Annotated in this window: 24 protein-coding genes; 3 read left to right on the forward strand and 21 right to left on the reverse strand. The window is 32.0% G+C overall.

All coding sequences use genetic code 11. The features are described from left to right. Positions 1 to 72 precede the first annotated feature (72 nt). The 13 genes from ACQ654_RS00005 to ACQ654_RS00065 form a co-directional block, all read right to left on the reverse strand. Positions 73 to 1,254 (reverse strand): cytochrome-c peroxidase, encoded by a 1,182-nt coding sequence (locus ACQ654_RS00005; protein ID WP_430408249.1) that lies wholly within the window; start codon positions 1,252 to 1,254, stop codon positions 73 to 75. A 184-nt stretch (positions 1,255 to 1,438) separates the two neighbouring features. Beyond that, positions 1,439 to 2,332: a head GIN domain-containing protein gene (locus ACQ654_RS00010; protein WP_430408250.1), complete on the reverse strand. Its 894-nt coding sequence runs from the start codon at positions 2,330 to 2,332 to the stop codon at positions 1,439 to 1,441. A 33-nt stretch (positions 2,333 to 2,365) separates the two neighbouring features. Continuing rightward, positions 2,366 to 2,854 carry a hypothetical protein gene (locus ACQ654_RS00015; RefSeq protein ID WP_430408251.1) on the reverse strand — a complete coding sequence of 163 codons (489 nt, stop codon included), beginning with the start codon at positions 2,852 to 2,854 and terminating at the stop codon, positions 2,366 to 2,368. 167 nt (positions 2,855 to 3,021) lie between these two features. Beyond that, entirely contained in the window at positions 3,022 to 4,077 is a 1,056-nt protein-coding gene (locus tag ACQ654_RS00020) for a polysaccharide lyase family 7 protein (protein ID WP_430408252.1), read from the reverse strand. A gap of 88 nt (positions 4,078 to 4,165) precedes the next feature. Further along, positions 4,166 to 5,335, reverse strand: a complete 1,170-nt coding sequence (locus ACQ654_RS00025; protein ID WP_430408253.1) for a helix-turn-helix domain-containing protein — start codon at positions 5,333 to 5,335, stop codon at positions 4,166 to 4,168. 154 nt (positions 5,336 to 5,489) lie between these two features. After that, positions 5,490 to 5,948, reverse strand: coding sequence for a hypothetical protein (locus ACQ654_RS00030; protein WP_430408254.1), 459 nt, complete (start codon positions 5,946 to 5,948; stop codon positions 5,490 to 5,492). A gap of 21 nt (positions 5,949 to 5,969) precedes the next feature. After that, positions 5,970 to 6,767, reverse strand: a complete 798-nt coding sequence (locus ACQ654_RS00035) for a DUF1853 family protein (RefSeq protein WP_430408255.1) — start codon at positions 6,765 to 6,767, stop codon at positions 5,970 to 5,972. A 302-nt stretch (positions 6,768 to 7,069) separates the two neighbouring features. Next, the gene (locus ACQ654_RS00040) at positions 7,070 to 9,481 is read right to left on the reverse strand and encodes an alpha-ketoacid dehydrogenase subunit alpha/beta (protein WP_430408256.1); all 2,412 of its coding nucleotides are present in this window, start codon (positions 9,479 to 9,481) and stop codon (positions 7,070 to 7,072) included. Between the two features lie 216 nt (positions 9,482 to 9,697). Next, a complete protein-coding gene (locus ACQ654_RS00045; protein WP_430408257.1) occupies positions 9,698 to 10,219 on the reverse strand; it encodes a hypothetical protein in 522 nt (173 codons plus the stop codon). Between the two features lie 186 nt (positions 10,220 to 10,405). Next, positions 10,406 to 13,228, reverse strand: a complete 2,823-nt coding sequence (locus tag ACQ654_RS00050; protein WP_430408258.1) for a metalloprotease — start codon at positions 13,226 to 13,228, stop codon at positions 10,406 to 10,408. After that, entirely contained in the window at positions 13,229 to 14,494 is a 1,266-nt protein-coding gene (locus ACQ654_RS00055) for a T9SS type A sorting domain-containing protein (protein ID WP_430408259.1), read from the reverse strand. A gap of 39 nt (positions 14,495 to 14,533) precedes the next feature. Further along, entirely contained in the window at positions 14,534 to 15,223 is a 690-nt protein-coding gene (locus tag ACQ654_RS00060) for a TIGR00730 family Rossman fold protein (protein ID WP_430408260.1), read from the reverse strand. 172 nt (positions 15,224 to 15,395) lie between these two features. Further along, positions 15,396 to 16,514 (reverse strand): LytR/AlgR family response regulator transcription factor, encoded by a 1,119-nt coding sequence (locus ACQ654_RS00065; RefSeq protein WP_430408261.1) that lies wholly within the window; start codon positions 16,512 to 16,514, stop codon positions 15,396 to 15,398. 273 nt (positions 16,515 to 16,787) lie between these two features. On the opposite strand from ACQ654_RS00065, the gene ACQ654_RS00070 reads away from it, so the two are divergent. The 3 genes from ACQ654_RS00070 to ACQ654_RS00080 are packed head-to-tail and all read left to right on the forward strand — an operon-like array spanning position 16,788 to position 18,628. Then, positions 16,788 to 17,204 carry an OB-fold protein gene (locus ACQ654_RS00070; protein WP_430408262.1) on the forward strand — a complete coding sequence of 139 codons (417 nt, stop codon included), beginning with the start codon at positions 16,788 to 16,790 and terminating at the stop codon, positions 17,202 to 17,204. A gap of 10 nt (positions 17,205 to 17,214) precedes the next feature. Beyond that, positions 17,215 to 17,760 (forward strand): YceI family protein, encoded by a 546-nt coding sequence (locus ACQ654_RS00075; protein WP_430408263.1) that lies wholly within the window; start codon positions 17,215 to 17,217, stop codon positions 17,758 to 17,760. Beyond that, a complete protein-coding gene (locus tag ACQ654_RS00080; RefSeq protein ID WP_430408264.1) occupies positions 17,750 to 18,628 on the forward strand; it encodes a DUF5777 family beta-barrel protein in 879 nt (292 codons plus the stop codon). Before ACQ654_RS00075 ends, ACQ654_RS00080 begins: the two co-directional genes overlap by 11 nt. 152 nt (positions 18,629 to 18,780) lie before the next feature. Here the strand turns inward: ACQ654_RS00080 and ACQ654_RS00085 are convergent, their stop codons facing one another. The 8 genes from ACQ654_RS00085 to ACQ654_RS00120 form a co-directional block, all read right to left on the reverse strand. Further along, complete coding sequence (locus tag ACQ654_RS00085; protein ID WP_430408265.1) at positions 18,781 to 19,278, reverse strand: DinB family protein; 498 nt, start codon at positions 19,276 to 19,278, stop codon at positions 18,781 to 18,783. A gap of 135 nt (positions 19,279 to 19,413) precedes the next feature. Further along, positions 19,414 to 20,526: an intradiol ring-cleavage dioxygenase gene (locus tag ACQ654_RS00090; RefSeq protein ID WP_430408266.1), complete on the reverse strand. Its 1,113-nt coding sequence runs from the start codon at positions 20,524 to 20,526 to the stop codon at positions 19,414 to 19,416. 153 nt (positions 20,527 to 20,679) lie between these two features. Continuing rightward, complete coding sequence (locus tag ACQ654_RS00095; protein ID WP_430408267.1) at positions 20,680 to 21,519, reverse strand: LytR/AlgR family response regulator transcription factor; 840 nt, start codon at positions 21,517 to 21,519, stop codon at positions 20,680 to 20,682. Positions 21,520 to 22,128: 609 nt separating this feature from the next. Beyond that, positions 22,129 to 23,382 (reverse strand): hypothetical protein, encoded by a 1,254-nt coding sequence (locus ACQ654_RS00100; RefSeq protein WP_430408268.1) that lies wholly within the window; start codon positions 23,380 to 23,382, stop codon positions 22,129 to 22,131. Continuing rightward, positions 23,379 to 24,008 (reverse strand): DUF6624 domain-containing protein, encoded by a 630-nt coding sequence (locus tag ACQ654_RS00105; RefSeq protein WP_430408269.1) that lies wholly within the window; start codon positions 24,006 to 24,008, stop codon positions 23,379 to 23,381. The genes ACQ654_RS00100 and ACQ654_RS00105 overlap by 4 nt, the downstream gene beginning before the upstream one ends. 203 nt (positions 24,009 to 24,211) lie before the next feature. Beyond that, on the reverse strand, positions 24,212 to 24,676 hold the full coding sequence (locus tag ACQ654_RS00110) for a hypothetical protein (RefSeq protein WP_430408270.1): 465 nt from the start codon (positions 24,674 to 24,676) through the stop codon (positions 24,212 to 24,214). A gap of 598 nt (positions 24,677 to 25,274) precedes the next feature. Then, complete coding sequence (locus ACQ654_RS00115; RefSeq protein ID WP_430408271.1) at positions 25,275 to 25,763, reverse strand: DUF6843 domain-containing protein; 489 nt, start codon at positions 25,761 to 25,763, stop codon at positions 25,275 to 25,277. Positions 25,764 to 25,974: 211 nt separating this feature from the next. Further along, the gene (locus ACQ654_RS00120) at positions 25,975 to 26,490 is read right to left on the reverse strand and encodes a hypothetical protein (RefSeq protein ID WP_430408272.1); all 516 of its coding nucleotides are present in this window, start codon (positions 26,488 to 26,490) and stop codon (positions 25,975 to 25,977) included. Positions 26,491 to 26,498: the final 8 nt, after the last annotated feature.

Below are 26,498 nucleotides of genomic sequence, written 5' to 3' on the forward strand. Positions count from 1 at the left end.
TTCAAAAATTTTTAACGGGAGATACTTGCTATACTTCGGAAAAAGGTGTTTTTATGGAAAATTTAATTTTTATTATTGAATAAATGGATCAGAGAATTTTGGATCATTTATTACTGTATTGTCTGTAAGCGTTTCTAAAAATGCTACCAACGCTTGTTTTTCAGCTTCGGAAAGATTCATGCGAATTGGTTGTCCGTTTTGCATTAATCTATTGTCTAGTATAGCGCCAGGCTGAATTCCCGAATTGTAAAATTCGACAACTTGTGCCAAACTCGAAAATCGTCCATCGTGCATAAATTGTGCTGAAGTTGCTACATTTTTTAAAGATGGTGATTTAAATATGGTTGTTTCGTTCGCATCCAAGCCAATACCGCGCACATTATCATTTAGGGCAAATGTTGGTAATTGATGACAACTTGAACAGTTGATTCCACCTTGATTTGTTGTGAAAATTCGTTTTCCTAAATTTTCTGCAGCTGTAAATTGTGGAAAGTTCTGATTTGCGCCATTTCCAGGTGCATTCTGATTAAAATTTTGTTCAAACGCTTCATCAAATCTACTATCTGTAGAAACCATTGCACGAATGTATTGTGCCAACGCACGCTGAATTCTGTCTACGCTAATTGTGGTATCACCAAAAGTAGTTTCAAACAATGCAGGATAATATTCGATGGCGTTCATTTTTGTAATCAATGCGTCCAATCCGCCATTGTTCGCATCAAAGCCCATTTCTACACTATTTACAATTGGTTCTGTAGTTTGTGCTTCCAAAGTTGGCGCACGTTTGTTCCAAAAAAACGATTCTCCTTCGTAAAAACGCGCATTCAACAATCGCATCGAATGTGCTCCTGTAACGCTTACACCATCAAAACCTGTACTAAATCGATCATTATCAGTAAAAGCAATTGCTTGTTGATGACAGCTTGCACATGAAACTGCATCATTGATACTTAGTTGTTTATCAAAGAATAAAATTCGACCTAAAGTGGCACCACTATTTGTAGTTACGTTATTGTTGGGCTCATTTGTATCTCCAACGCTGTTTATATAATGAATTGGATACTCTGGAATACTATAGTTATCTAGCGCTTCAAAATTGATAGAAAAATAATTAGACATATCAATTCCGCCAACAACAGGATCTATTGTAACTACGGGAATATCTGTGCTTTCTTCTGGGATTTCTGTATACACATCTTCATCTGATGTACAAGAAAATAATAAGATCGAAAATAGAAATACGTACTTTTTCATAAAGAGATGGTTTAAAATTCATAAGTAGTATTTCTTCAATAGGCAAGTGGATTGTGGTTTTAGTATAGGATGCTATTTTGACAAAAAACTTGCGCTATAGTTTAATTTTTTTTCAAAAAAAGTAAATTTCTCTTAGGAAAACCTTCGAAGAAATTTACTTTTATTATTTTAGAATAGGCGTTTTTTAAAACAATTCTACAGTTGTATTTGCATCTTCTTTTGAAATTGTCACCAATAATTTTCGAAGTCCTAAACTATTGACTTTGTATATTTTAGTGCCAACTGTCCAGTTTTCTTTTCGAAGTGCATTTGGCATCATTGGAAAGCCATAACTAAACTTTGTACCATCTTTTTTTGGTCCAATTACAAAAAAGTTATTTCTATTAAAATTATTATTCTTTATTTTGAATTTAATCCATTCCGCGTTTGGATTTTTCACCATATCTTTTTCCGCTAAACTCAAAATTTCACCCTCATTTTTAGTTTTTTGCTTGATTTCCTTTGGAGAATTTACATAGATTAATTTGCCGCTATTGCTCACTTCTGCATGCAATGTATTTGTAACATTTACTTTTGCAGTTCCCCAACTCCAAATATTTACAAAAGCATTTTCAGCTATTAAATTTGAAGCATCAATCTTAGCCAATTCGATACCCAAACGCAATTCTTTTGTTTTTCCTTCCAAAATAATGGTTCCAATTGGAGCTGTTAATTGCAGATACTCATTGTCAACATTAACAATTTTTGTAACATCGTGCGTTCCCGTTTCTACATGTCTAATATTTGGCGCACCAATGGTAATAATAGTTTTTTGCGAAGGTTGAATCCATTCTTTTTGATCTAAATACAATGTGTTTCCAACAACTTCTTTGTCAATTAAATCCATCATATTTTCGTCCGTAGTAATGGTCATGCCTTCTTTTGCAGATTGATCAATTGTGACTTTTGCATAAAAATTAATCTTTATTTTCTGAATGTTTTCTAATGGAAATGTCTTTGTAACAATCTTTTTATTTCCTTTTGTTTGCGCAGTTGCCGTATATCCGATCAGGAATAGCAAGATAAATAGTTGTTTCATAATTCTATATTTTTAAATAAATTAATTCTTGATTTATATTTTTGTGTAGGTATATTGATTGCGAATAAATCTGCCTGGCGTATCTTTAAATTCCACTTCCTTTTTCATGGTAAGTTTTTGATTGTTAAATAAATACGTTGTATAGATTGTTGCGTCTTTGTTGGCGTCTTTTCCTTCGTACATTGTTTCAATTTCGATGCTTCCGCCTTCAAATCTGGCTACATTCGTAATTTGTTGATTGTCTAAAAACGTTCCGTCTTTTTTAATTTTTAGTACACTTTTGTTGTTGGCACTTTCTTCAGTTGTGTAGTTTGTTTGAAAAATAATTTTGTTCTTTTTTACTTCAAGATGCAACACCGTTGGTAGCGTAACTTTTTTATTGTCAGAATAATTAACATACATAAGTTCACCTTTCCAATTAGTATTGTCTAGGTTTTTAAAATCTGAAATTGTTACTTTTTGTTGTGCTTGCGCGAATGTTGAAATCGCAATTAAAAAGAAGAGTGTGATAATTGTTTTCATGATGAATTAAATTTGTATCGTTTTTGTTAGATACAAATTTGCGACATGAAACGCCAATACACGACTTAAAACGTGTGTAGAAGGCTTATGATACGATTTGAGACGTCTTATGTTGAATAGCTACGCTCTTAGATTGTTAGATTAATGGCTAGTAAAGTTTGCCTTTATTATTTCGGTGGAGTGCTTGCACCAACGGTTCCACTTTTGAACCAAACTTCTGCATAACTTCCGTTTTCATATTGTTTAGCTAAATCTCCATTGTAAGTTTCAGAACCTGTGCTCCAAACTATATTTTTAGCAGGATCTTTCCCATTGGTTTGATTGTATGCACCTTGTTTGAAAAATTGTAATTCTCCAGCATATGCGTTTGGTTGTTCTGTTCCGTCTCTACCAATTGAAGCGTATAATGTTAGTATTTGTTCAGGAATAGCAGCATAATTTTGGTACTCAGATACGAGTAAGTTTTTTGTAAATGTTTTGGTTTCATGACCTTCACTCGTAAATGTGAGATACATAATTCCTTTATAGACATTGACTTCATAGCTAAATTCTTCTCCAAGTTCAATTCCGTCAATAGGTTCTTCCGGATAGGTGTTTTCACTTTTGCCAACAACAGCCATATCATAGCCCCAAACTGCAGCAGAATAATCCCATCTTTCAGAATTATCACCTTGTGTATTTATTTCATAATTCCAAAAAACAGATCCTTTTGTATGTCCAGGAAACTTTTTATAGAATATTTTTAACGGTTCATTTTCGTGTCCTTCGTCGCTATGAATTTGTCCAACAACAACCGAATACGATGCCGCAACGCGTGCATCTCCCGAAGTTGATACGTGCATTACTTTTAATGTTCCAGTCAGTTTTCCACCAGTTTCTGGCGTCCAATGCTCAATTTGCCCTAATTCTGTGCGTGTATTGCTTGAAGTTCGTGAAGTAATTCCAGAATTTGGTGTTTTGTAAACTACCCAATCTGTATTGCCATCATTTGCAACATAAAAGAAATCTTTATGTTCAAAATTCTTTAAATCTTCAGAATGTATCCCATTCCCTAAAAGAATTTTCCAGTTGTCCAACGATGGAATCACATCACTTGGATATACTGTTTTGTTTGTAACTTGACTAGTTGAACTAGGAGCAGTAGTAAAATAGTTATACAGAAATATACTTGCGATTACTATTCCTAAGATAACGAACGATAATTGAAATGACCTTTTTTTCATTAGTGCTAAAATTAGATCAATCTTAATAGATATCAAAATTCTATGAAAATTTTCAACGAAAAAATACTGTTTTACGATTTGAGACGTTCTATTTTGCCAACGATTGTAAATATTGCGTAGGAGAGAAGTTGGTTAATTTTTTGAAGACTCGGTTAAACGTTGCCTTGCTGTTAAAGCCACATTCATAGGCAATTCCGAGTAAGGAAAGTTGTTTGTGTTTGCCTTCTTTCAACATACTTTTGAAGGTATTTATACGATATGAGTTGACAAAATCATTAAAATTCATCTGGAAACCACTATTAATGATTTCAGAAAGTTGCGCGCGCGTTACATTTGCTTGTTTTGCCAATTCGGATAAATTTAAATCTGGATTTAAGAATGGTTTTTCGCGTTCCATTAAAGTGGCAATGGCTTCAATAGCAGTTTTTGAAATTTCTTTTTTCGATTCTTTACTAGTTTCTGGAATAGAAATTTCTTTTGGCGAAAAACTAAAATCTAGTTTGTTAAGTTTGGTTGTATCTGTAAAATATCCTTTCAAGCCAATATAAATGGTACAAATTGCCAACGCTAAATTTAGCCACCAACGTTCTTTATAGCTTAAATCAATAAATAGATTGCCTACCACAGTTTGAACTGAACTGTACAAAAATAATGCAGAAAATATTATGAGAAAGTTCCGAATCCAATTTAGTTCTAACTTAAAAACATTAGAGAAATATTGCTTTATTTTTTGACGATAATTTACGAATAGTTGAATTGTAAATGCTAAGTATAGCAACATCACAGAAAAATCAACAACTACTAAAATGCGTTGTACAATATCTTCATCCACTATAATTTTTAAAACTCCGTTTTGTGTTTCATGGAATCCTGGTTGTACCGAATCATAAGTGTAAATTGCTAACCTATAAATAACTAGCGTGATGGGAATAGCAAAATGCCACCAATGTTGTGTTTGAAATTTAAAGTTAGATTTCGTAATCGATTTGACATATAAGTAAATCAAAGGAGCAATTGAAGTCGCCGCAGGAATGAGAAAATAGTTAATCTTTGTATTTCGAAACGTATCATACCAACCCATAAAACCAACGGTATAACAAGTTTGTTGGTAGCAAGTAATTAGTAAGAGAATTGCAAGAATTGCGTCAGATGTATTTTTCTTTTCAACATATCTTTTAAACAATAAACCAACCAAAATTAATCCTTGTATCACAAGAATTAGTAGTGGTGTACTGTATATATTGAAATTTGGAAACATTTGATTGGTAACTTTTGATTGTGTTCAAATCTACTAAACTTTTTCAGTTTTTAGCGAGCAAAAACGACTCATGATACGATTTGAGACCTTGTTTTTGTAAAACGTGATTGACCAATATACTCTTTTATCTTTTTTATAAGAATATGAAAATCATTTAGTGGTTAAACAATCTTTCAGTTTTTGCAGATGTTTCTTTTTCGGGATAATAATAAGTATCATACGCAAATTCTTCGATACCAAGTTGTTTATTTTCTCCCAGTATAATGATGTTTTTATCTCCATTTTTATAGCTCCAAGTTCCTTGTTTAATAACCTCAATGTTAGTATTGATGAAATACGTGTTATCATTTTCAATATTTAATAGGCAAGGTTCACAATTAGGGTATGCTTTTAAAACATACTGACCTGGATGTTTGTATGCTCTTCCTTTATATTCGATATAATCTGTACGAATTCGAGAGATTAATGGGATAGAAAATAATATGAGGAAAAGAAATCCTAGTTTGTAAAATTTCTTTCCTTTTGCTAGTATCACAAATGCACATATTGTTGGTGGTATTAGCAATAGAAAGTAAATTATTATAGGCATTAATAATGAAAATATATGTCCCATCTTTTCTGTTTAAATTAAAAATTACCACCAAACTACAAAAAATGATGCATATGAATCTTTATATTTTCGCCAACATAAAGGCGCGTGATTTTGTTGTAATTGATTATAAATTTCTTTTTGAATTTCTTCAAAACCTGTCCAAATTTCGTTTGAAGCAGGATCAATTCCCCATTCTTTTTTGGTTGGTAAATAGTATGTTTTTTCAGAATGATTTAGATTGATAAAAGTATCAAAATTTAGATAATATCCTTGAACAGCTTTTTGAAATGAAGAATCTATTTTTCCTTTGTATGCATACGGGATATACAAAGAAGCCAATAAACACAGCTGTTGCGAAACGTTATCAACTTTTACGTCTGTTAGTTTGGCGTTAGTTGCGTTATGGAAAAGTAGTGGAAATTGTTTCTTCTTTAGTTTATCTAATTTCTCTTTTAAAGAATCACGTCGGTTTGGACCAATCCAATTGTAAAATGGATTTTCTGAAATTGAAGGATCAAATAAGTAAAATTTATACGCTAATTCTAAATGAATTATTTTGTTTGAATGTATTTCTTCGAGAATAAAATCGAGTTCACCAATCGTATTTTTTTCTTCAAGTATTTGAATATTTTCATGAAGTAGCTTGTAGTTTGTTGATGCTTTTATCAATTCTGCTACTACTTTTTCCACCATATGACCCAATCTAAGTTTGGTAGGTAATTCGAAATCAAGATGCGTTGTTAACTCTAATTCAGATACATCAAACGTTTGTAACTCAGTAATTTTAGTAGTTAACGTATTTGCTTTGAGTATGGAAGCAATTCGGTGTTTGGAGTTCATTTTTTGGGTTTGTGGATGATCTTATTATTCTTACGATGTATCTTAAATATTTCATAAGAATGAATTATAAAACTAAAAATAATTAACCAAATATGGGGCTTTTCACAGGTTTTATTTATTCATTACAGAAGAATTTTAATCAGGCTTCAAAGTAAATTTTATATCGAACTTTATGTTTACACACGAAAAAATGCCAACCTCAAAGAAGTTAGCATTTGTATGTTTTTAGAATATGAGCATTTAGACTAAGCGAAGTGCATATACGTGATTAGATGCTGAATCGAGTTCAGCATGACGTGTAACTAGTACATCTTCGGGAAATCTGTCGGATTTACTTCATGCATGATACTGTATATTTTTTCAAACACATCTTCAACAGAAGGTTTGGAGAAGTAATCTCCATCAGTTCCGTACGCAGGTCTGTGTGCTTTTGCAGTGAGTGTTTGCGGTTTGCTATCTAAATGTGTGTATGCATTTTGATCGTCTATAATATTTTGTAGGATGAATGCAGACGCGCCGCCTGGAACATCTTCGTCAATAACTAACAAACGATTCGTTTTTGCGACACTTTTTACAATATCATGATTGATGTCAAACGGTAATAACGACTGACAATCAATGATTTCAATGTCAATTCCGACAGCTTGTAATTCTTTTGCCGCTTGTTCTATAATTCGTAAGGTTGAACCATAGGAAACAATTGTCATATCTGTTCCTTCTTTGATCGTTTCTACAACACCTAAAGGCGTTTTAAATTCACCTAAATTCGTTGGCAATTGTTCTTTTAAACGGTAACCATTTAAACATTCAATCACCAAAGCAGGTTCATCACTTTCCAACAATGTGTTGTAAAATCCTGCGGCTTTGGTCATGTTTCTAGGAACTAAGACGTGAATTCCTCTAATTGAATTTATAATTGCGCCCATTGGCGAACCAGAATGCCAAATTCCTTCCAAACGATGTCCACGTGTTCTAATGATTACTGGTGCTTTTTGTGTTCCTTTGGTTCTGTATTGTAAGGTTGCTAAATCATCACTCATGATTTGCAATGCGTACAATAAATAGTCTAAGTATTGAATTTCAGCAATTGGACGTAAGCCGCGCATTGCCATTCCAATTCCTTGTCCAAGTATTGTTGCTTCCCGAATTCCTGTATCCGAAACACGCAATTCGCCGTATTTCTCTTGCATTCCTTCCAATCCTTGATTTACGTCACCAATTTCTCCAGCATCTTCACCAAAAATTAAAACTTCAGGATATTTAGAAAAGATTGCATCAAAGTTATTTCTTAATATTAAACGCGCATCAACTTCTTCTACAGTGTCACTGTATGTTGGTGCGTTTGCTTCAATATTGTATACATTTTTATCAGATTCACTGTATAAGTGTGAACTATATTTTGGTTGAATTTTCTCAAAGTACGCCTTAATCCAATTGCTTAACGCTTGTTTTTCGTTTGAAGTTTCACCAATAACCAAACGCAATGCTTTACGAGCAAAACCTGCAATTTCTTTACGAATTGGCTCAGCAATTACGGCTAATTCTTCTTTTAGTTTGTTGATGAATACTTTGTTCGGACTTGATTTCGCTAACGTTTCTAACAAGCTAATAACTTCTTGTTGTTCTTGTTTCATTGGTGCAACAAATGCTTTCCAAGCCGCTTTTTTACCATCACGAACTTGCTTCTTGATATCTCTTTCCAACGCAGTTAAGTTTTCGTCAGATTCAATACCATTCTCAATCATCCATTTACGCATTTGCGTATTGCAATCAAATTCTACTTCCCATGCCAAACGATCTTTGCTTTTATAACGTTCGTGTGAGCCAGACGTTGAATGTCCTTGTGGTTGTGTTACTTGTTGTACATGAATTAACACAGGAACGTGTGCTGAACGCGCAACGTCAGAAGCTTTTTGATACGTTGCAATTAATGAAGGATAATCCCAACCATTAACCGTAAAAATTTCATATCCTTTTTCAGTTTCGGTACGTTGAAAACCTTTTAAAATTTCAGAAATGTTTTCTTTGGTAGTTTGATGTTTTGCATGAACAGAAATTCCGTATTCATCATCCCAAACACTCATTACCATAGGAACTTGTAATACACCAGCCGCATTGATGGTTTCAAAAAATAAACCTTCACTTGTACTTGCGTTTCCAATAGTTCCCCAAGCAATTTCATTTCCGTTATCAGAGAATTTTTCGGCATCAATTCCTGAAACGTGTCTGTATATTTTAGAAGCTTGTGCCAATCCTAATAAACGCGGCATTTGACCAGCAGTAGGAGAGATGTCAGCACTCGAATTTTTTTGTTGTGTTAAGTTTTTCCATTCACCATTTTTGTCCAAGCTATGTGTTGCAAAGTGTCCGCCCATTTGTCTTCCGGCAGACATTGGCTCCACATCAATATCTGTATGTGCATACAAACCAGCAAAAAATTGTTGAATGTTCAATTCGCCAATTGCCATCATGAACGTTTGATCTCTGTAGTAACCAGATCTAAAATCGCCATTTTGAAATGCTTTTGCTAATGCTAGTTGTGGAACTTCTTTTCCGTCACCGAAAATACCAAACTTGGCTTTTCCTGTCAATACTTCTCTACGACCTAAAAGACTGCATTCTCTACTAATTACTGCGGTAGTATAATCGCGAATGATTTCTTCTTTGAATTGATCGAATGAAATATCTTGTGTGTTTTCAACTTTTGCTTGCATATGTTATCGTGAATTGAAGTCTTGCAAAAATAACAAAAAACGAGCATTTTTGCAATAGCAAATAGTATTAAAAAAATGCTAAAAATGTAGTAAATATGGGTTTTGATTGCGATTTATTCAATTTTTATGAGAAAATCACTTTTCCATTGATAATTGTTTAATTTTTTAAACAAAAAATCGAATAATCTTTAGTGACTGATACTGAAAGGGTTAAAACTATAATTTATAACTTAGTCCAAAGTTCACACTAATTCCAGCAACACTTCCCAATGCGCCTTGACCATTACTACTTCCGATACTGTAATGAGGATTTGCCTGTATGAAGTAATATATGTTACCTTTAAATAAAGATTTTACACCTAAGGAAAAACCAGCGCTATAAACATCATCAGCATAAATATCTAAATCATTTTTTTCATTTATTGAAACATACTTAAATGATGGTCCTAAGAAAAAGCCTCTATTTTCTTTAGAAAAATAAAAATGTACTGCTGGTTTGAATTCTATTGCTGAACCTTTTTCTTGAAAACCAAAATTGAAATCAGTATTGATTGTGAAATGCTTCCCTAAATTCCCTTCTATACCAACTCCTGGTCCAATGAAAGCACCTGTTAGGCCTCCATATACTTGTGCTCCTCCTAAAATTCTTATTTCTTGCGAATGAATGGTGTTTGTGAAAATTAAAAAGCAGGTAGCAAATAGTAAGCTAGTTAATGTTTTAATTCCTAATTTTTTCATGAGTATGTAGTTAAAGATTAATATATTCCCCATGCTCAATAACTATACCAAAAAGTGTTGGATTATTATTGTGGAACTCATAACGAATATGAAGAATTTCCAGTTTACTCGTTGTGTATTTTGAATCGAAAAGATAAGCAATTGTATGTATAGTCCTACATATTTTGATTTCCCATATACCTAATATTAAAACCACTTTCGTGTGAATAATTTCGTCAAGGTTTTTGGACTTAAGGTTACGATGAATCGGATACGTTGATCAAAACCTGGCTGTGCAATTTCCCAACCGTTGTTTGAATATACAGGAATGTAAAGTTCGAAGTAGTCAGGAACTAAATTTAAACGAATTCCCGAATCGTATACAAATCGTGTGTTTACATCTGTGTTTTTCAACATTCCCATGTCGCCATAGGCTTCAATCCATTTCCAAATACTGTAACTTGCATTTACCGTTCCAATCCAATTGTTGGAGAAAGGATCGTCTAGTTTTGACTTGAATCCACCTTCTGCAACGACTAATTGCTGACTGAATAATCCAGTATCTTCCGAACGTCCGTAGTAATTGTAATCAAATAAGTAATCCGTTGGTCTGTCTAACGCATAGCTAAAGAAATCTGAATTGGTATCATTAAATAAGAATTTACCAAAGAAGAAACGAACGTTTAATTGTCTGTTATCTTGGAAAAGTTTTCTATAATTTAGATTGAACGAAACTTTTGAGAATCGTTTTGCCAATTGAAAATCTGTAAACCACGTAAAGTGACGAATAGGATCAGGATTTGAGTACACATAACGTGCATTGAATACACTGTAATTTGGTTCATTTTCTATAATTCTATCAGTTCTTGTCGGCTGATCACGTTGTACAATGATGTATCTGAAATCTAAAAATTCTTTTTGATTTGATCTAAAATCAGGATTTCTGAAACCAAATGTTATCTTCGGAACAAGTCGCGTATACGCTAAATCTTCTTCGTAATGGTAGTAATTTCCAGACATGGAAAAACGCGCAAAATACAAATCACTTTCACTGTCTATATCATGACGATACGATATACTTCCAGAACCTACAATTTGTTTTGAACGCATTCCGTAAGAAGGTTTTATATCATATAACAAACGTTTTGTTAAGAATGTTTTGTTGTAAAAACGCATTCCTGGCGTAAATCCGTCATATAAGTTAAACTGTGCAATTGGTACAAAAAATATCTGATTGTAATGTGGATTTTCAGCATCTTTAAAGAAGGTGAATTTTAACTTTTTGTTATTCGCGAAGAAACCATTTAACGATTTCCAGTTGTCACGTTGATTGAATTCGGGAATGATTTTGTCGTAGTTTAATACCAAACGATCAACACCGTCGCGCGGAATGGTTACCGTTTTCTTTTCGCCAATATCAGTTACCCAATACTTAGAAACTACCGAATCATTTTTGATTCCGAATAGTGAAATAGGGAAGTTGCCTTTGTATTTGTTTTTGATGGTAACTTGAAGTGAATCGTCTGTTTTTTCTACTTTTTTGATTTTGTAATCAATTCGTTTTCTTGAATCTACATAGTTTTCAAAATACCAATCAATACTTTTTGGTGCTTTCGATTCTAGCAAGTTTTGAAAATCTGCACGTGTTGCGTTTTGCAATCTGTTTTTGGTGTAAAATTCTTTTACAAATTCATCAATTACAGTATCGTCAAAATAGCTTTTTAGGTATTTTAAACCAACACCAGCTTTGTATTTGTTGGCAATGTTGTTGTTGAATTTTATTAACGAATCTTTTGAAGTACTTAATGGTTGATCAATGTTTTTACGCGCCATTAACATGAATAGAAACGGATATTGATCGTTGAATTCGAGTTTTGCAAATTCATACGAACGAACTCCCCAAACTTTTGATAATCCGCCAGTTAGCTTCATGTTTGGATAGTACGTTTCTGCATACACCATTAACATGTAGGTTTCTATTGCATCAGAAATCCACTTTTCTGTACGCGTATCCATCCACATAGATTCTTCTAAGTTTTTGGTAAGAATGGCTTTTAAGACTTTTACTTCATACTGAAAATCATCTGTAAACGGACGAATAAATGATGGCAATTGTCCCAATCCATATACAGGATTTTTTTTGTTGTCAATTTTAGAAATCAACATTTCTTTTCGAGGAAAATCGCCTAATTTTTCATAAATGAATTGTACAACTTTATCAACGGCAATTGCTTGTTTTTTTTCATCCAAACCATCCGCATCCAAGTTTGTAGTAATGTTTACTTTATCTGTTTGAAACGTTTTAAATTCAGAGTTTTGACGTAGTAATATGGTAATTTCTTTTACGTTTGAAGCGTTGAGTTTTGTAATTCCTTTTTCGCTTTCTTCCTGCAAATCAGCACTTGAAACTACGGTATATTTTTTTGGATAGATTAACGTAATTGTATGTTCCGCTTGTTCCGTATATAAATCGTCTAAGTTTTTGTTACTGTAGAGTTTCCAGCCATTTCTGTATGCTGCTGGCGTTATGTACCAAAATCGCAAATTGAAATCGCCATCACTTTTGTAACCGTAGCGTGTAAACTCGTCACTAGGTAATTTTACTGTATAATTTAGATTGAACGTAATACTTTCATTTGGTTGTAAAGGTACATCGAGCTTTACTTTAATGATATCTACTTGCTCTTTTAGACGTTCCCAAGTTGCGGCATTTCCATTGTGTGTAAAGCTTTCAATTTTTGTGTTTCCGCGTTTTTTCTTGCGTGCTAAGTGAAAATTACGATGGTATTCTTCTGCAAATCGTTTTGCCAAAGGTGTATTTTTCCCAGAGAAACCATGATTCCAATCGTTGAAATAGATTTCATTGAGTGTTGTGTTGCTGTTATTTGTATATGTGATTTCTTGGGAAATTACAATACTATTTTCTTCCGCAAGCAAGGTTGCTGTTACTAAATTTTTGTGTTGTCCAAAAGCAAAAACGCTAAAGAACAATAGTAGGAAGGGAACGAAATGTAGGCGTGTAGTGTTCAATTATTGTTTTATGAATTTTTTTGTTTTTGTATAATTTTCAATTGTCAGATAGTAAATTCCTTTTGGAAACGTTCCAACATTAACCGTCGTAATATCGTTATTTTTCACAACTCCTGACTGCAATTCTTGACCAAGAACGTTATATATCACATATTCATTGTCTTTTTTGGAAGAATTTAACAGAAATGCTAACTGATTTGTGATTACATTTCCTCGTATGAAGTTAAACGTAACTTCTTCATTAAATGTAGGTGTGCTTAGTAATTGTTCGTTTGTTTCTAATTCCATCACAACAGGTAAATGATCGCTCATGTCATGCAACGCATTGCGCAAGGATTGTGAGTAATTAATTCCCGAACCCATAATTTCTGCACAATCGGATGAATTTATTGCGCTGTTGTAACAATCTGGGTTTTGGTTGTTTCCAAACGATTTATAAGAGTTCGCAACATAGTATAGATCAGGATTTGTCAACATATTTTCTGAGGTGAGAATGAAATCAAAACGATCATCAAATCCACCTGCCGCGCCACCTAAACCACCTTGCGTACGTGTTGATTGTGTAAAAACATCTACAAACGTACTGTTGTTGTGCCAGTCGCCTAAACGATTGATCGGATCTATTAACGGAATGTCATTTCCTGAGTTTGATAGTTGACCAAAAGCAAAGTCATTACTTGTGTATAAGTTTAAATCTCCAGCAAATAGAACGTAACTATTCGCGTCAAGCGTAGAAAAGTAAGATGTTAATTGTTCTACCATTAAAAAGCGTTTTGCTTCATCTTCGGGTGAGTTTCCTGCTTTTAAATGTCCAACAAATACTTCCAACCGAATTGGATTTGTAACTTGGTTTACCGTATTTAATTTTAAGGTATATCTGTTAAAATCACGAATCGTAGTTTGTACAATGTCTTGTGCTTCTAGTATAAATTTAGAACTATCGTAATAGATCAGATTTTGCAGCGTATCGAAATCTCCAGAGTTGTCATCGGAAGTGTTTGTAAAAAACGTTGCTTGTGCATAGTTTGGATTGATTGTTTGCAATCGGGTTAAAATTTGCCCAGCACCAAACGAATCGTTGAGTTCACAAACCATGAATAAATCTGGTTGATAGTCAGCAATTATGATCTCTAAATCGTCAATACGATCTGGAGATATGTCAGGAAAATTCAAGAGATTGTAAAACATCGTCTTGATATTTTCCTGAGCTGTCAGTTGTTGTAATCCTAAGCCTAGCAAGCAAAGGATAAATAGTATTTTTTTCATTTTCTTTTTCGGGTGCAATTATTCTACAAAACTTCTTGTTTAGAAGTTAGGACTTAGATTTGTTTTATTATAGAAAGCATCTAAGATGTCCAGAACTTCGTCTTCATTATCAACAATATGGATTAAATCTAAATCGTGTGCGCTGATATTACCAAACTTGTCTAGTAAGGTTGCTTTTACCCAATCCATTAAACCCGTCCAGAATTCTGTTCCAACTAGAATGATAGGGAATTTGTCAATTTTTTTCGTTTGAATTAGCGTAATTGCTTCAAATAATTCGTCTAGCGTTCCAAATCCACCAGGCATTACTACAAATCCTTGCGAATATTTTACAAACATTACTTTACGAACGAAAAAGTAATCGAAGTTGATGCTTTTATCAGGATCAATGTACGGATTGTCATGTTGTTCAAATGGTAATACAATGTTTAAACCTACAGATGTTCCGCCACCTAAATGTGCTCCTTTGTTACCAGCTTCCATAATTCCTGGTCCACCGCCAGTAATAACACCATACCCGTGATCTACTATTTTGTGAGCAATGTCTTGTGCAAGTTTATAGTATTTGTCTTCTGGTTTTGTACGTGCAGATCCAAATATTGAGACACAAGGACCAATTTGACTCATTTTCTCGAATCCGTTTACGAATTCGCCCATGATTTTAAAAAGTGCCCAAGAATCGTTTGTTTTTATTTCATTCCAACCTTTAGTGTTGTTCTCTTTTCTCATATTCTATTAATTTTTAATCAAAACGTGCTAAGATACTGTTTTATGTAGAATTTTGGTAAAACTTTTTAAGGTTATTCATATAAAAAACATTCTGTACGTAAAGATGAAAACCAAGACTTCAAGAATTGTACTTTTTAATAACAAATTATGTTGAAGTTTTATAGGCTAGCATTTACATATCTAACCATTTTTTGAAGACAGCTACTTTGTTTTTTCCGATGATGATATCAATTTCTGAGATCGGTTGCATTTCTATTTTGAGCGCGCTATTGCCATATTTAATTATTTTGTCAATTGCATAAATTGCCACAATGGTTTGTCGGTTGGCTCTAAAAAATAATTTTGGATCGAGTGAAGCGTATAGTTGATCTAAGCTGTCGTTTGCCGTAAAACGTTTTCCATCTTTCCGAACGACATACGAAATGGAGTTTTCTACATATATATATGAAATATCTTCAATGGCAATTGGCATTAATTCATTTCTAATATATGTAAGTAGACGTTGTTTTGGTATTTCTTTCGTGTCGGTTTCTTTGTCTTTTTCTTCAACTTTTTCCTGTGTGTTGTTTTGTAAATCGGCAATACTTTGTTGATAGTTTTCTAAAGAAGTATTTAATTTTGATAAGTTTAACACGCCATCTTCCAGTTTGGCAGTTTTGCTATCAATGATTCGTTCGTAATAGAGTGATAAAGTTCTTGTGATGAGCAATACAAGTACTAAGATGATTAATCCGAGAATGAGGAAAACCGTTTTTAGTTGTTCATTGTAGGCATCTATTTGAAGTTGGACGTTTTTGATGTTTACATGCGCAACTATGATTAAGTCAGAATTTGCAATGGAGCGCATGGCAATAACTTCCGAAGTTTCTTTACTATTTGTATCTCTATTGATGAGATGTTGGTATAATTCTTCACCAGTAACGACACTTTTCATGTTGGATATGGTATTGCTTTTTTGCTCATTTTTTAGTCCAATTTTTGTAACATCTGGATCGCTTATTATTTTTCCAGACCAATCAAAAACGGATAAATAGATACTTTCATTATCACTTCCAGAAATGGCTTTTTGTATACTGTTGATAATCGTTTGCTTGTCAATATCATTCGCTAAAATATCACCAGTTACACTACTCATTTGATGTATTTCTTGTGTTGCCAAATTGATATTGTTTTGGAGCAACATTGTACTTTTGTATTTTACCATTAACGGCAATACTAAAAAGCTGATGATTACGATGTATAGTAAAACAAATCCTATTGTAGTGTAAAGATATATTCTAGAATTTCTCATGTATAAAACAATTCTTTTTTTAAAACACTAAAATAACATATCGGTAGGTTATACCCATAAATCTCAGCATTTAATATTCCGTTTTAAGGTTTTATTTTCAGTTTCGGATACTTTCTACACAGGAAGCACATTGGAAAAGTGTATTTTTATACTATATATTAGTATTACTACCGTTTGTTCAAGTAGTGAAATAATTTTGTATCAAAGTTTCAGAAGCTAGCGATTTGGCAATGCAAAATTTAATCTTTTAATACATGTACTTTTAGGATTCTTATGAAAATAAAAAGACAACACAAATTTATCGTTGTATGCTGTCTGCTTTTTGTATTTCTTGTGATCATATTCAAGATACTAAATAGCGGAATTGATGATACTTCAAAAATTGAAACTGCAGAAACTTTTACTACAAGTGAACTTTTATTTAAATTGCAAAATAAACAGCAAAAGCTAGAAGGTTTTATTGAAAAAGCAATTGAAATTGAAGGTGAAATTAAAGAAATTACCTTTCAGGATGGGAAATATAGTTTAATTTTAAAGGGCGATTCTGAGAAAACTTTTATATTGTGCGAAATGCAACTCAATCAAAAAGATGCGGTTGTACAACTTGAAGCTGGACAAAACATAAAGTTGAAAGGAATTTTAAAAGGTTTTTTAATGGACATTATTTTGTTACATTGTGTAATTATATAAGAAGAATTTTATGAATAAATTTTTACTAGCATTCATTTTCATTATTTCCTCTAGTATTACATCTGAAACTAATGAATTTATAGAACGGCAAGGTCAAGTTACTTTTTTCTCATACACTTCCGTAGAAAACATTCAGGCTACTAACAATCAGGTGTTGAGTCTTTTCAATCCTGAAACTCAAGAAATTGCTGTGAGTATTTTAATGCGTGCTTTTGTGTTTAAAAAATCATTAATGCGCGAACATTTTAACGAAAGTTATATTGAATCTGATTTGTATCCAAAAGCAACTTTTTCAGGTAAAATTATTGGGTTTGATGCTACAAGTGAAGATGAACAAACAAAAATTATTAAAGGCGATTTTACGCTGAAAAATATCACCAAACCTGTCGAAATAAAGGCAAAAATAACTAAGAATGCTGACGGATATATCATTTCTGGTACTTTAGACGTGTTGATTAATGATTATAGTATTAATGTACCGCCATTGTTATCTCCAAATATTTCAAAAAAAATAGAAGTTTCGTTTAATTTTAAGTATGCGCCCTATGAAAAGTAAACACACAATATTGATACTTTTCTTAAGTATATCTTCATTTGTCACAGCCCAAAATCTGTTAGATAAGCTAGAAGATGAACAACCAACTATTGATAATTATACGATGGCTACGTTTAAAGGTACACGTTTGTCCATTGGACATTCTGTGGAAACACGTAAAAAAAACACACTCGAAATTTCATTAATGACACGCTATTGGGACATTCCAAACTCTAATGGAAAATCTTTTATAGCAGATAAAATGAATGCGCGTTTGGGATTGGACTATGGCATTTCTGATCGATTAACGATTGGATTTGGGATAGGCGTAGGAAGTCCTAGCGGAATTGCAGATACTTATTTGAAATACAGATTGTTGCGACAAACTACAGATGGAAAGAATCCGTTTAGTATTTCATTATTACAAACAGCTTCGTACAGAACACGTGTGTTTAACAATGTAGAAATGCGCGGAAGTTTTGGAGACAAGTTAGCGTTTACATCACAAGTATTAATTGCAAGAAAGTTTTCACGAAAATTTTCATTTCAAGTTTCACCAACTTTTATTCACAGAGCTTCTTCACGATCGCCTTTGGACGATCATAATCATTTTGCGGTAGGTTTTGGAACGCGTTATAAACTAACCAATCATGTATCGTTAGTTTCTGAGTACTATTATGTTGCAAATGAATTAGAATCACGAGAAACCTTTGGTGCTTTTGTTTTGGGCGCAAATTGGGAAGTGAGTAAGTTGTTGTTACAGTTTAAAATGACCAACAATCCATTTTTTGTAGAAGATACCTTTATTACACAAACGGCTAAAAACTTCAACTTTAATGATGGTAATTTCTTTTTTGGTTTTCATGCTACGTATTATATTCAGTTGTAGAAAAGTTTTTTCGGTTGAGCAACAAATTTGTATTAACTTCAGGTATTGTTAGGCATTTTTCTTTTCAGGTAGATTTGATGTAAAATCCATGTTATATTTTTCTCGTAGCTTATAATTCAGAACGCCATCTTTTTGTAGTGAATGTAATCTCTTTAATTTTTTGAATGTATTTTGTTCCGTTGAATAAAATAGAATAACATATCTGTTGATGGTGCTTTTGTAAATTTTAATTGATGCCCGATAGTAACTAGTTGTCCTCGATGAAAAGTACTATGATTCATGCAATGTTGGATTAACTCAAATTGATGAAAGTTTCCATCTAAATTTTTCGTTTTCACTGATCTAAACGCGTTTAATGATTTTTGAGCTTTTACATAGTTTACAAAAGCTTCTGATTGTTCAATTAGCTCATTGAAAATTTCCTCAATAGAATTTCCCAATGATGATTTTAACGGTTGTTCATTCAAAATACAATAATAAAGTAGTTGACCGTCCAAAATGTGATGTACCGTAGTTATTATACTAGGAAAACTTGATGTACATTGTTTCGTCAACAATTTTTTGTCATTAGTCTTAAGCCAATTTAGTAGCCGTTTGTTAGCCCATAAATTATAAGTAACCAATTCTTCTAAGTTATTTTTTTCTTCCATCAATGTTGAGCTGTATGAGGCGTTGCTTATTTATAAATATCTAATTTAGTAAATGCAAACCAAATAGAAAAGCTTTGAGGTTTTGGAAGTAGGCGAGAAGCAACAATTTTGTGTACAAGTGTTGGTTGTAGTTTTTTAATGATGTCTTGGTTCGGGAAGATTGAAATATTCGCCTTTTGTTTTGTCCAACGTTTGCGAAATGAGTTTGTAATTTTTCGTTGTTGGTGTCAAGTTCACAAATTTATTAATGATAGCTCTGTGTCTATAAATTATAAATGTATTTTCTACTTCAGGGTTTATTTTGTTAAGATTTACTTCACTTTCCTCATCCGAAAATGACGGAACAAAAGTTAAAGCAGTATTTTTTAAATTCAGTTCATTTCCTAAAGTTTCTAACTCCTTTTGTCTTTTATTCTTGCTGTAATTTTTATCGTTTCCATAGACAAAATATACTTTTAGATATGTATTGCGATTTATACTTTCAGCTTCCAAGAATGTTAGCCATTTTTTTATAGTATCCCAATTTGGATGGTTACCAACATAGTACACTATTCCATGAAATCTTCCATATTTGCATACAGGACACGTTTTAGTTCCTTTATCGGGTCCAAATGCGTGAAATGGTGTAAAAGAAGGCTGATCTTCGCCAATTTCAAGTCCTGAATTTAATTCAATTTCACTTGTTTCGGGATAGTTCGGAATATTGAGTCCTAAAATAATATTATGTTCAGCTACTTGCATATTTTTATCAATCAATACTCTTAAAACTCCACTGCCGCCTCGATTTTCAAGTGCTTTTCTTTTAGTACCTGTCAACAATTTATCGTCATCAAAAACAAATCCGTCAATATAATATTCATCCGTAAGGTTCGGTTCTTTTATTGAAGTATGAATGTGTGCTGGTATATTACGGTTTGGATAAGGAGCTGGACGAATTGTATAAATTGAATAGCTACCATTTTCATCCGATTTTACCCAACCTCTAATATGTCCGTGCTTTTTGGCTTTTTCGTCCATTCCTTTTTTTGGAGAATAGTATCCGTTGTTGTCGGTTTGCCAATAATAAATGATCACATTGGGCGCAGGAATTTTACCGCCACGTTTATAAACGGTTCCGGTTACTAGAAGTTTCTGACCTTTTTCTGCCCATCCTGCACTTGTATCGATTGCTTTAATATTGTTGGGCATTCCAACATACATTAGTTCACAGCCGTCACAACCGCCTCCAACAATGCCGTTCGATTTCATTTTTGTTTGAGCGTTGCAAGAAGAAAAAACACATAACATTAGCACTAAAATCGTATTCAAAAAATTCATTTTAAAATTCATATGATTACCTTTTTCATCAAATATAATGTAGGCAATTGGGCAGTTTATTTTAAAATGTCTGACACGATGAGTTTATATGCTAACTTGATGTGTATGTTTAAATTTACTTTTGAAATTGGTTGCATACGTTCTGCTCAACCTTAATTCCGTACCATTATTTAAAAGAATATCATAATCGCCATTAAGACGAGATTTGAATGAAACGACTTTGTCCAGATTCACAATTGTAGATTTATGGATGCGAACAAACTTATTGTGATTCAATTGGGCAGAAATTGATTTTAAGGTTGTTTTATGAAGATGTTTTTTGTTTTCAAGTTGAATTGCGATATACGGTGTATCTGCTGTGATCTGATAAATGTTTTGTATTTCTACAACCGTATTATTTTTACCATTATTAATAAGTATCGTTTGGATATACGATTTTTCATTTGAAGAAATAGGATGCATTACTTTGTTAGAAAGGTATCTATATCCAACAATAAAAGCAGCATAAATAAGCACTAGTTTATACAAATCGTTAGCTAACGTATAGCTCAGTATCTTGTAAAGATCGTATCTGCCATGATAGAATAGAACAGAGAAGAACAAGAAAACAAAGGGAAGAATTAATAAGTGAATAAGTATCGATGCAACTATGAAAAAGGTCGTTTTACCAAATGAATTTAAGTTTTGATTTTTGAGAATTTTGCTTAATACTGCCAATAGAGGAATGAAAAGAATCCAAATGGTTTTAAATAAAATAGATTCACTAAAGTGGAATGAATATCCACTTCTATACGATTCTAAAAAATCCTGAAATATGGAAAGACCTATGATGAAAAGAAATACAACTGACAACATTCCAACACTTTTTTTAATATTTATGAAATTGAATGGAATGTGTTTTTTTTGAAAGGCTGATGGTAACATAGTTCTATTTTTTTCAGGTTTAGACGTAATGTGTTTGTATAGTTTCAGCAACTAAATTCGTAATAAATTATAGATGGCTTAAGTTAGTAAAAGAAAATGAATCAGGCGAAAATCCGTAGAATTTCTTGACTATGTTTAGACTTCGCAATTAATTATACACGTTGTGCCTGTTGCACAAGTCTAAGATATTGAATAATAGCGTATCTTAATGTATGCAAGGCAAGAAAGTATACCAAGAGCAGTTATTCAATAATTTTCGTTTAAGTGATCGCGTTCCCAAAGAGAACTTTTATCGTCGTTTATTAGCAGAATTAGACTTCACTTATTTGTATGAACTTACCAAAAGATATTATGGATATTGCTAGAGTCAATAGCAAACAAGGACGTTATATGAAGAAGAAACGGCAAAAAGTGATGCAAGCTCACTTACTTTACTAATTTCAAATATAAAGTCACAATTTGGTAACTATAGCTGGATTGTAAGCGGTGTTCATTTTAGAATTCAATAGTAAAACTCAAAAGAAAGACATTCTTAAAAGTGCTAAGAATGTCTCGTTTTTTGTGAAATTATTGGGTTGTGCAACGGTTACTAGTGTTGCCATTAGTTATTTATTCCCTATACATTTTTACGTCTTTATATTGCCAGATTAAATTCATTATTTCCCAATTATCATCTAGTTTTATTAATTGCAGATATTCAACCCAATTATCTGAGACTAATTTAACAGTTGCAATTCTATTATAGATGTCTAGGATTTTGATGTGGTTTTTCGGATTAAAAGGAAACTTAGTTCCTTTGTTATTCCAATTTTTTGCAAACTCAATCATTTGTGTTTTAGTGGTTGCTTTTCCAAATTGTTTCATTTCGTTTCTATCATATCCTATCGTTATTTTATTTAGACTATCATTTAGTACTATATCCATAAGTTCAGGATTTAATTGCTGCAATGCTTCAATATAGCCTAAAGACTGCTTTTTTATTTCCAATGAATCTTTTTTAGAAGCGATTGGACTTAATTTAATTGAAGCGTTTGAATATATATTTCGAGTATCAATAATTTTATTTTTGGTATCGTAAAGATTAAGTCTAATATTATTCCCTTGCTTGTCATATATCTTTTCACCAATAGCGTAATTCCATTGATTCATAATAAGTTCATCATTTTTATTATGGTATGTGTATTTAATATGATTTCCATTGCTATCATAAGTGTCTTGATAAGATGCAGTACCATAATAATTTTCAATAATTTCTAATTGTTCATTTAAATTGTAATGCCCTTTTGACGCACCGTTTACATCAATAATGATTCCTGTAATACCAAATTCAAAATAGGGTGAAAGATTGGCTAATTCATTTTTTAAATCATAGCGTTTCTCTACAATATATTTTTCTGTCTGCTCCCATTTATATTCGGTTATTTTCCAATTAGATTCCATGGGCTTATCATCCAAATCAAAAAAGTTCAGTTGCTTTTTTACATTATTACTATCAACTAGATAGATTTCTTTATAAACACCTCTGTCATTCGTAATTCTTTTGTTATTAGGATTAAAGAAGGTTCTAATTTCTTTACCATCTTCATATACAAACAAAACTTTGTAAACACCCAAAGAAGCTAGAGGATGAATTTTTTCTGTGTAATAGTGATTATTTATAATTTCAGATATTCTATTTGATTTATCATATTTAAAAATATAGTGAGAAGTTTTATTGGCGGTATTGCTATCTATAGGATGAATTCCTGCAATCTCTATAAATGGTGAAACATGATTGTATCTTAACTGTCTATAATATTTAGTACTTTGTGCAATGGATGAAAGGCTTATTCCTAGAAATAGTATTAGTATTAATTTTTTCATTTTTCTTGAGTTACGTTCCATTCAACTTTTCTTGACTTTGCATATTCCTTTATGGAATTTAAACCTATTTCTTTTCTTCTTTTGTCTACAAGTTCGGGTTGTTTTATTTCAAAAAATGTAGGTTCTTCATTATCATAATTGATTTGTGTACCGTATAATTGAGCTTTATTAGAGTTAATTAACATTCTATCAATAAGTCTAGCATAATGAATTGGTTGTGATTCCTGTTTTAAAGCTGAAGTTTTTAATAGTGGTGCATATTTTTCTTTAGAGGCGACACTACCATGTTGCAATACTGACCACAAAGTTGTATTAGCTAATCTGCCAATTTGAGAAATTCCCAACCAGCCATATTTATCTATAATACCTGTCACTTCATTTTCAAGAATCTTGTCTTGAGACTCTACAACCTTCCAAAAATATTCATAGGCTTCTGAATCTTTTCCAAGTTTTTCCTCTGCCTCAATGTAAATACGTCTGAAAGTTTGGTCTTTCATAAATATCGTTTCTAGCTCAGTTTTTAATGAATCTAGTTGTTGTTTTGTTGGTGTTTTATATTGTGTACTTGTTTGAGAAAACAAAGAGGTTGTTATTAAAAAACACAATATTAAGCTTAAATGTTTCATATTTAAAATGATTAAGTTTAATCAAATGTAACTAAAAAATTAGTTATAACTAAACATTTAGTTTGATTATTTTTTTTCAATCTTAAATATATCCACAAGTAGGTTCTAATTATTGCCAACGGTTTTGTGTATGGTTAGTTGCGAGAATTTTCGTAAGTAGGCTAGAACTAGCAATAAATTATATACGGTGTTGTAGTGCGTTTTTATTCTTTTCTACAATCAAAAATAAACTCATTACTTGGGCTTATTTTATAGTTAATCAAATCGCCTTTTTTAAATGTTTTATAATATTCGTTAGGTTCAAATACTTTAATTCCGTTTGATAAAATAATTTTTCTATTGAATATGTTTATTGATTTTATTGTCGATTTTCCCTCAATTTTTTTTCCACTTTTTAAGTCAGAAGCAAGCTTATTAATTCCTTTTTTAGAAGTTAAAAATCCAATTGTCAAAGGAATTAGCATAACAAGAATAACTCCTAATATTCCAAATAAAAACTTCACATTTTTATTCCCATAATTAATGTACGCTGGAATTCCACCAATTATTGTTCCGACAACAATTATTATCAAATAAAATTTAAATTGTTTAGTTCTGTGAGTCTTGTGTTTTTGAAGTTCATTTTCAAGATTTATTTTCTCTTTATTCGTTAAAAAGACTTCTTTCATTATTCAAGGTCTCTGTTTTCGTAAATGCACTACAACGGTCTGTGTATGGTTTGTTGCGTGTTTAAATGTACAGTTTTTTCAGTTAAACAATAACTTTATAAAAAACTACTTACCTTTGGTTTAGCAAGAAATAGCAATTAACTATACACTTTGTGCCTGTTGCACAAGTCTAAGATATTGATAAATTTCTTATCTTGAATAATGCAAGGCAAGAAAATATATCAAGAACAATTATTCAATAGTTTTCGTTTAAGTGATCGAGTTCCAAAGGAAAACTTTTATCGTCGTTTATTAGCAGAATTAGACTTCACTTATTTGTATGAACTTACCAAAAGATATTATGGATATTGTCAGAGTCAATAGCAAACAAGGACGTTATATGAAAAAGAAACGGCAAAAAGTGGTGCAAGCTCACTTACTTTACTAATTTCAAATATAAAGTCACGATTTGGTAACTATAGCTGGATTGTAAGCGGTGTTCATTTTAGAATTCAATAGTAAAACTCAAAAGAAAGACATCCTTAAATAGGCTAAGAATGCCTCGTTTTTTGTGAAATTATTGGGTTGTGCAACGGTTACTGGTGTTATAGCACGTTTTTTACTCATTCAATAGCTCATCTTTGTTAAATGAGAACATATTAATTTCGTGCATTTTTTTCTCAATATTATTATATTTTCCGACATAAAAACTGATGATTGGACAAGTTTGATATGTTCCAGTACTATCCGTTCTGCTACCAATTCCAGAGTGCTGTTCTGCAAAAACATATATCGAATCTTTATCAAATTCAATATTTTCTTCGTGTATATTTATGAATCGTATTTTTTCTCGTTTACTTTCATTCAAGTAATAATAATTATTAAACTGCCATCCAAATTCCGGTTTAAACTTGGTCGTCAATAATCCATTTGTATCAACTTCGTAAACTCTTTTTCCATTTTCTAATTTTTCTTCTTCTCCTTTTCCGTCACATAGACTAATTTTAACAGGACCAACGTATCCTTTTGGAATCAGAGTTATTGTATCAGTCGCAGTGTTTGAACAACTAAATAATAATATTGAAGTAAGAATAATGATGTATTTCATGGTTTTCTTAAATGTTATAAAACGTTGATTATAATAAGTTTATAGCAATTGGTAAGCGATATATTTCGAGTTTTTACTAAGCCAAATTTTATATTTGGTGACTTTGTAAATATGCACAGACCTTTTGAAAAGCCAAAACTGCCCTATGTTTTTTATACCTTTAGCTGTCGTTTTTTATCAATCGTATTCCAAGAAGTTAATTATTAATACTTTAATTTAAAGTAAATATTGGTTCAGATGAAAACGGACATTTTTCTATTTCTTCATTGTTCATAGTCCAAGTAACAGAAGTTATTTTCCAACTATTGTTTATTAAGATAAGTGACCAGTATTCGATTCCCCAATTCTGTATTTTTGAGTCAACTGATAAAGTATAATCAAAAGATATAGTTGCAAAATCTCCTCGCTTGCTAATTTGAACATTATAAAACTTTTCTTCTGTATTCTTTTTTAAATTTTTATAAAAATTTCTGTAATCAGTTGAGTGAAAAGTGAAGTCAGGCATTTTATTCAATGCCATTTCTTTTGTCTTATTAGTGAAAATTGCAGACCAAGTTATGGAATCGTGTAAAAACAGATTGCTGAATTTTTCAATTGAATCGTGCTCAATTATTGATGTCCTAAAATCTTCAATCACTTGTTTAAGTTTCATATCAGAACTTTGGTTTTGGGCACTGAGAGAGATAGTTGCAAATAGTATACTAAAAAAGAATAGTTTTAATTTCATATCTATGA

Source organism: Kordia sp., from assembly GCF_965283645.1.
In the GTDB taxonomy this organism is placed as follows: Bacteria; Bacteroidota; Bacteroidia; order Flavobacteriales; family Flavobacteriaceae; genus Kordia.

What these genes read in the sequence shown, in the direction of transcription:
- ACQ654_RS00105 (WP_430408269.1), bottom strand. Translation starts at nt 24,008, where the DNA reads ATGAAACATTTAAGCTTAATATTGTGTTTTTTAATAACAACCTCTTTG.
- ACQ654_RS00040 (WP_430408256.1), bottom strand. Translation starts at nt 9,481, where the DNA reads ATGCAAGCAAAAGTTGAAAACACACAAGATATTTCATTCGATCAATTC.
- ACQ654_RS00055 (WP_430408259.1), bottom strand. Translation starts at nt 14,494, where the DNA reads ATGAAAAAAATACTATTTATCCTTTGCTTGCTAGGCTTAGGATTACAA.
- ACQ654_RS00035 (WP_430408255.1), bottom strand. Translation starts at nt 6,767, where the DNA reads ATGAACTCCAAACACCGAATTGCTTCCATACTCAAAGCAAATACGTTA.
- ACQ654_RS00080 (WP_430408264.1), top strand. Translation starts at nt 17,750, where the DNA reads ATGAAAAGTAAACACACAATATTGATACTTTTCTTAAGTATATCTTCA.
- ACQ654_RS00075 (WP_430408263.1), top strand. Translation starts at nt 17,215, where the DNA reads ATGAATAAATTTTTACTAGCATTCATTTTCATTATTTCCTCTAGTATT.
- ACQ654_RS00020 (WP_430408252.1), bottom strand. Translation starts at nt 4,077, where the DNA reads ATGAAAAAAAGGTCATTTCAATTATCGTTCGTTATCTTAGGAATAGTA.
- ACQ654_RS00060 (WP_430408260.1), bottom strand. Translation starts at nt 15,223, where the DNA reads ATGAGAAAAGAGAACAACACTAAAGGTTGGAATGAAATAAAAACAAAC.
- ACQ654_RS00010 (WP_430408250.1), bottom strand. Translation starts at nt 2,332, where the DNA reads ATGAAACAACTATTTATCTTGCTATTCCTGATCGGATATACGGCAACT.
- ACQ654_RS00100 (WP_430408268.1), bottom strand. Translation starts at nt 23,382, where the DNA reads ATGAAAAAATTAATACTAATACTATTTCTAGGAATAAGCCTTTCATCC.
- ACQ654_RS00065 (WP_430408261.1), bottom strand. Translation starts at nt 16,514, where the DNA reads ATGAGAAATTCTAGAATATATCTTTACACTACAATAGGATTTGTTTTA.
- ACQ654_RS00070 (WP_430408262.1), top strand. Translation starts at nt 16,788, where the DNA reads ATGAAAATAAAAAGACAACACAAATTTATCGTTGTATGCTGTCTGCTT.
- ACQ654_RS00005 (WP_430408249.1), bottom strand. Translation starts at nt 1,254, where the DNA reads ATGAAAAAGTACGTATTTCTATTTTCGATCTTATTATTTTCTTGTACA.
- ACQ654_RS00110 (WP_430408270.1), bottom strand. Translation starts at nt 24,676, where the DNA reads ATGAAAGAAGTCTTTTTAACGAATAAAGAGAAAATAAATCTTGAAAAT.
- ACQ654_RS00025 (WP_430408253.1), bottom strand. Translation starts at nt 5,335, where the DNA reads ATGTTTCCAAATTTCAATATATACAGTACACCACTACTAATTCTTGTG.
- ACQ654_RS00085 (WP_430408265.1), bottom strand. Translation starts at nt 19,278, where the DNA reads ATGGAAGAAAAAAATAACTTAGAAGAATTGGTTACTTATAATTTATGG.
- ACQ654_RS00015 (WP_430408251.1), bottom strand. Translation starts at nt 2,854, where the DNA reads ATGAAAACAATTATCACACTCTTCTTTTTAATTGCGATTTCAACATTC.
- ACQ654_RS00120 (WP_430408272.1), bottom strand. Translation starts at nt 26,490, where the DNA reads ATGAAATTAAAACTATTCTTTTTTAGTATACTATTTGCAACTATCTCT.
- ACQ654_RS00045 (WP_430408257.1), bottom strand. Translation starts at nt 10,219, where the DNA reads ATGAAAAAATTAGGAATTAAAACATTAACTAGCTTACTATTTGCTACC.
- ACQ654_RS00030 (WP_430408254.1), bottom strand. Translation starts at nt 5,948, where the DNA reads ATGGGACATATATTTTCATTATTAATGCCTATAATAATTTACTTTCTA.
- ACQ654_RS00090 (WP_430408266.1), bottom strand. Translation starts at nt 20,526, where the DNA reads ATGAAATCGAACGGCATTGTTGGAGGCGGTTGTGACGGCTGTGAACTA.
- ACQ654_RS00095 (WP_430408267.1), bottom strand. Translation starts at nt 21,519, where the DNA reads ATGTTACCATCAGCCTTTCAAAAAAAACACATTCCATTCAATTTCATA.
- ACQ654_RS00115 (WP_430408271.1), bottom strand. Translation starts at nt 25,763, where the DNA reads ATGAAATACATCATTATTCTTACTTCAATATTATTATTTAGTTGTTCA.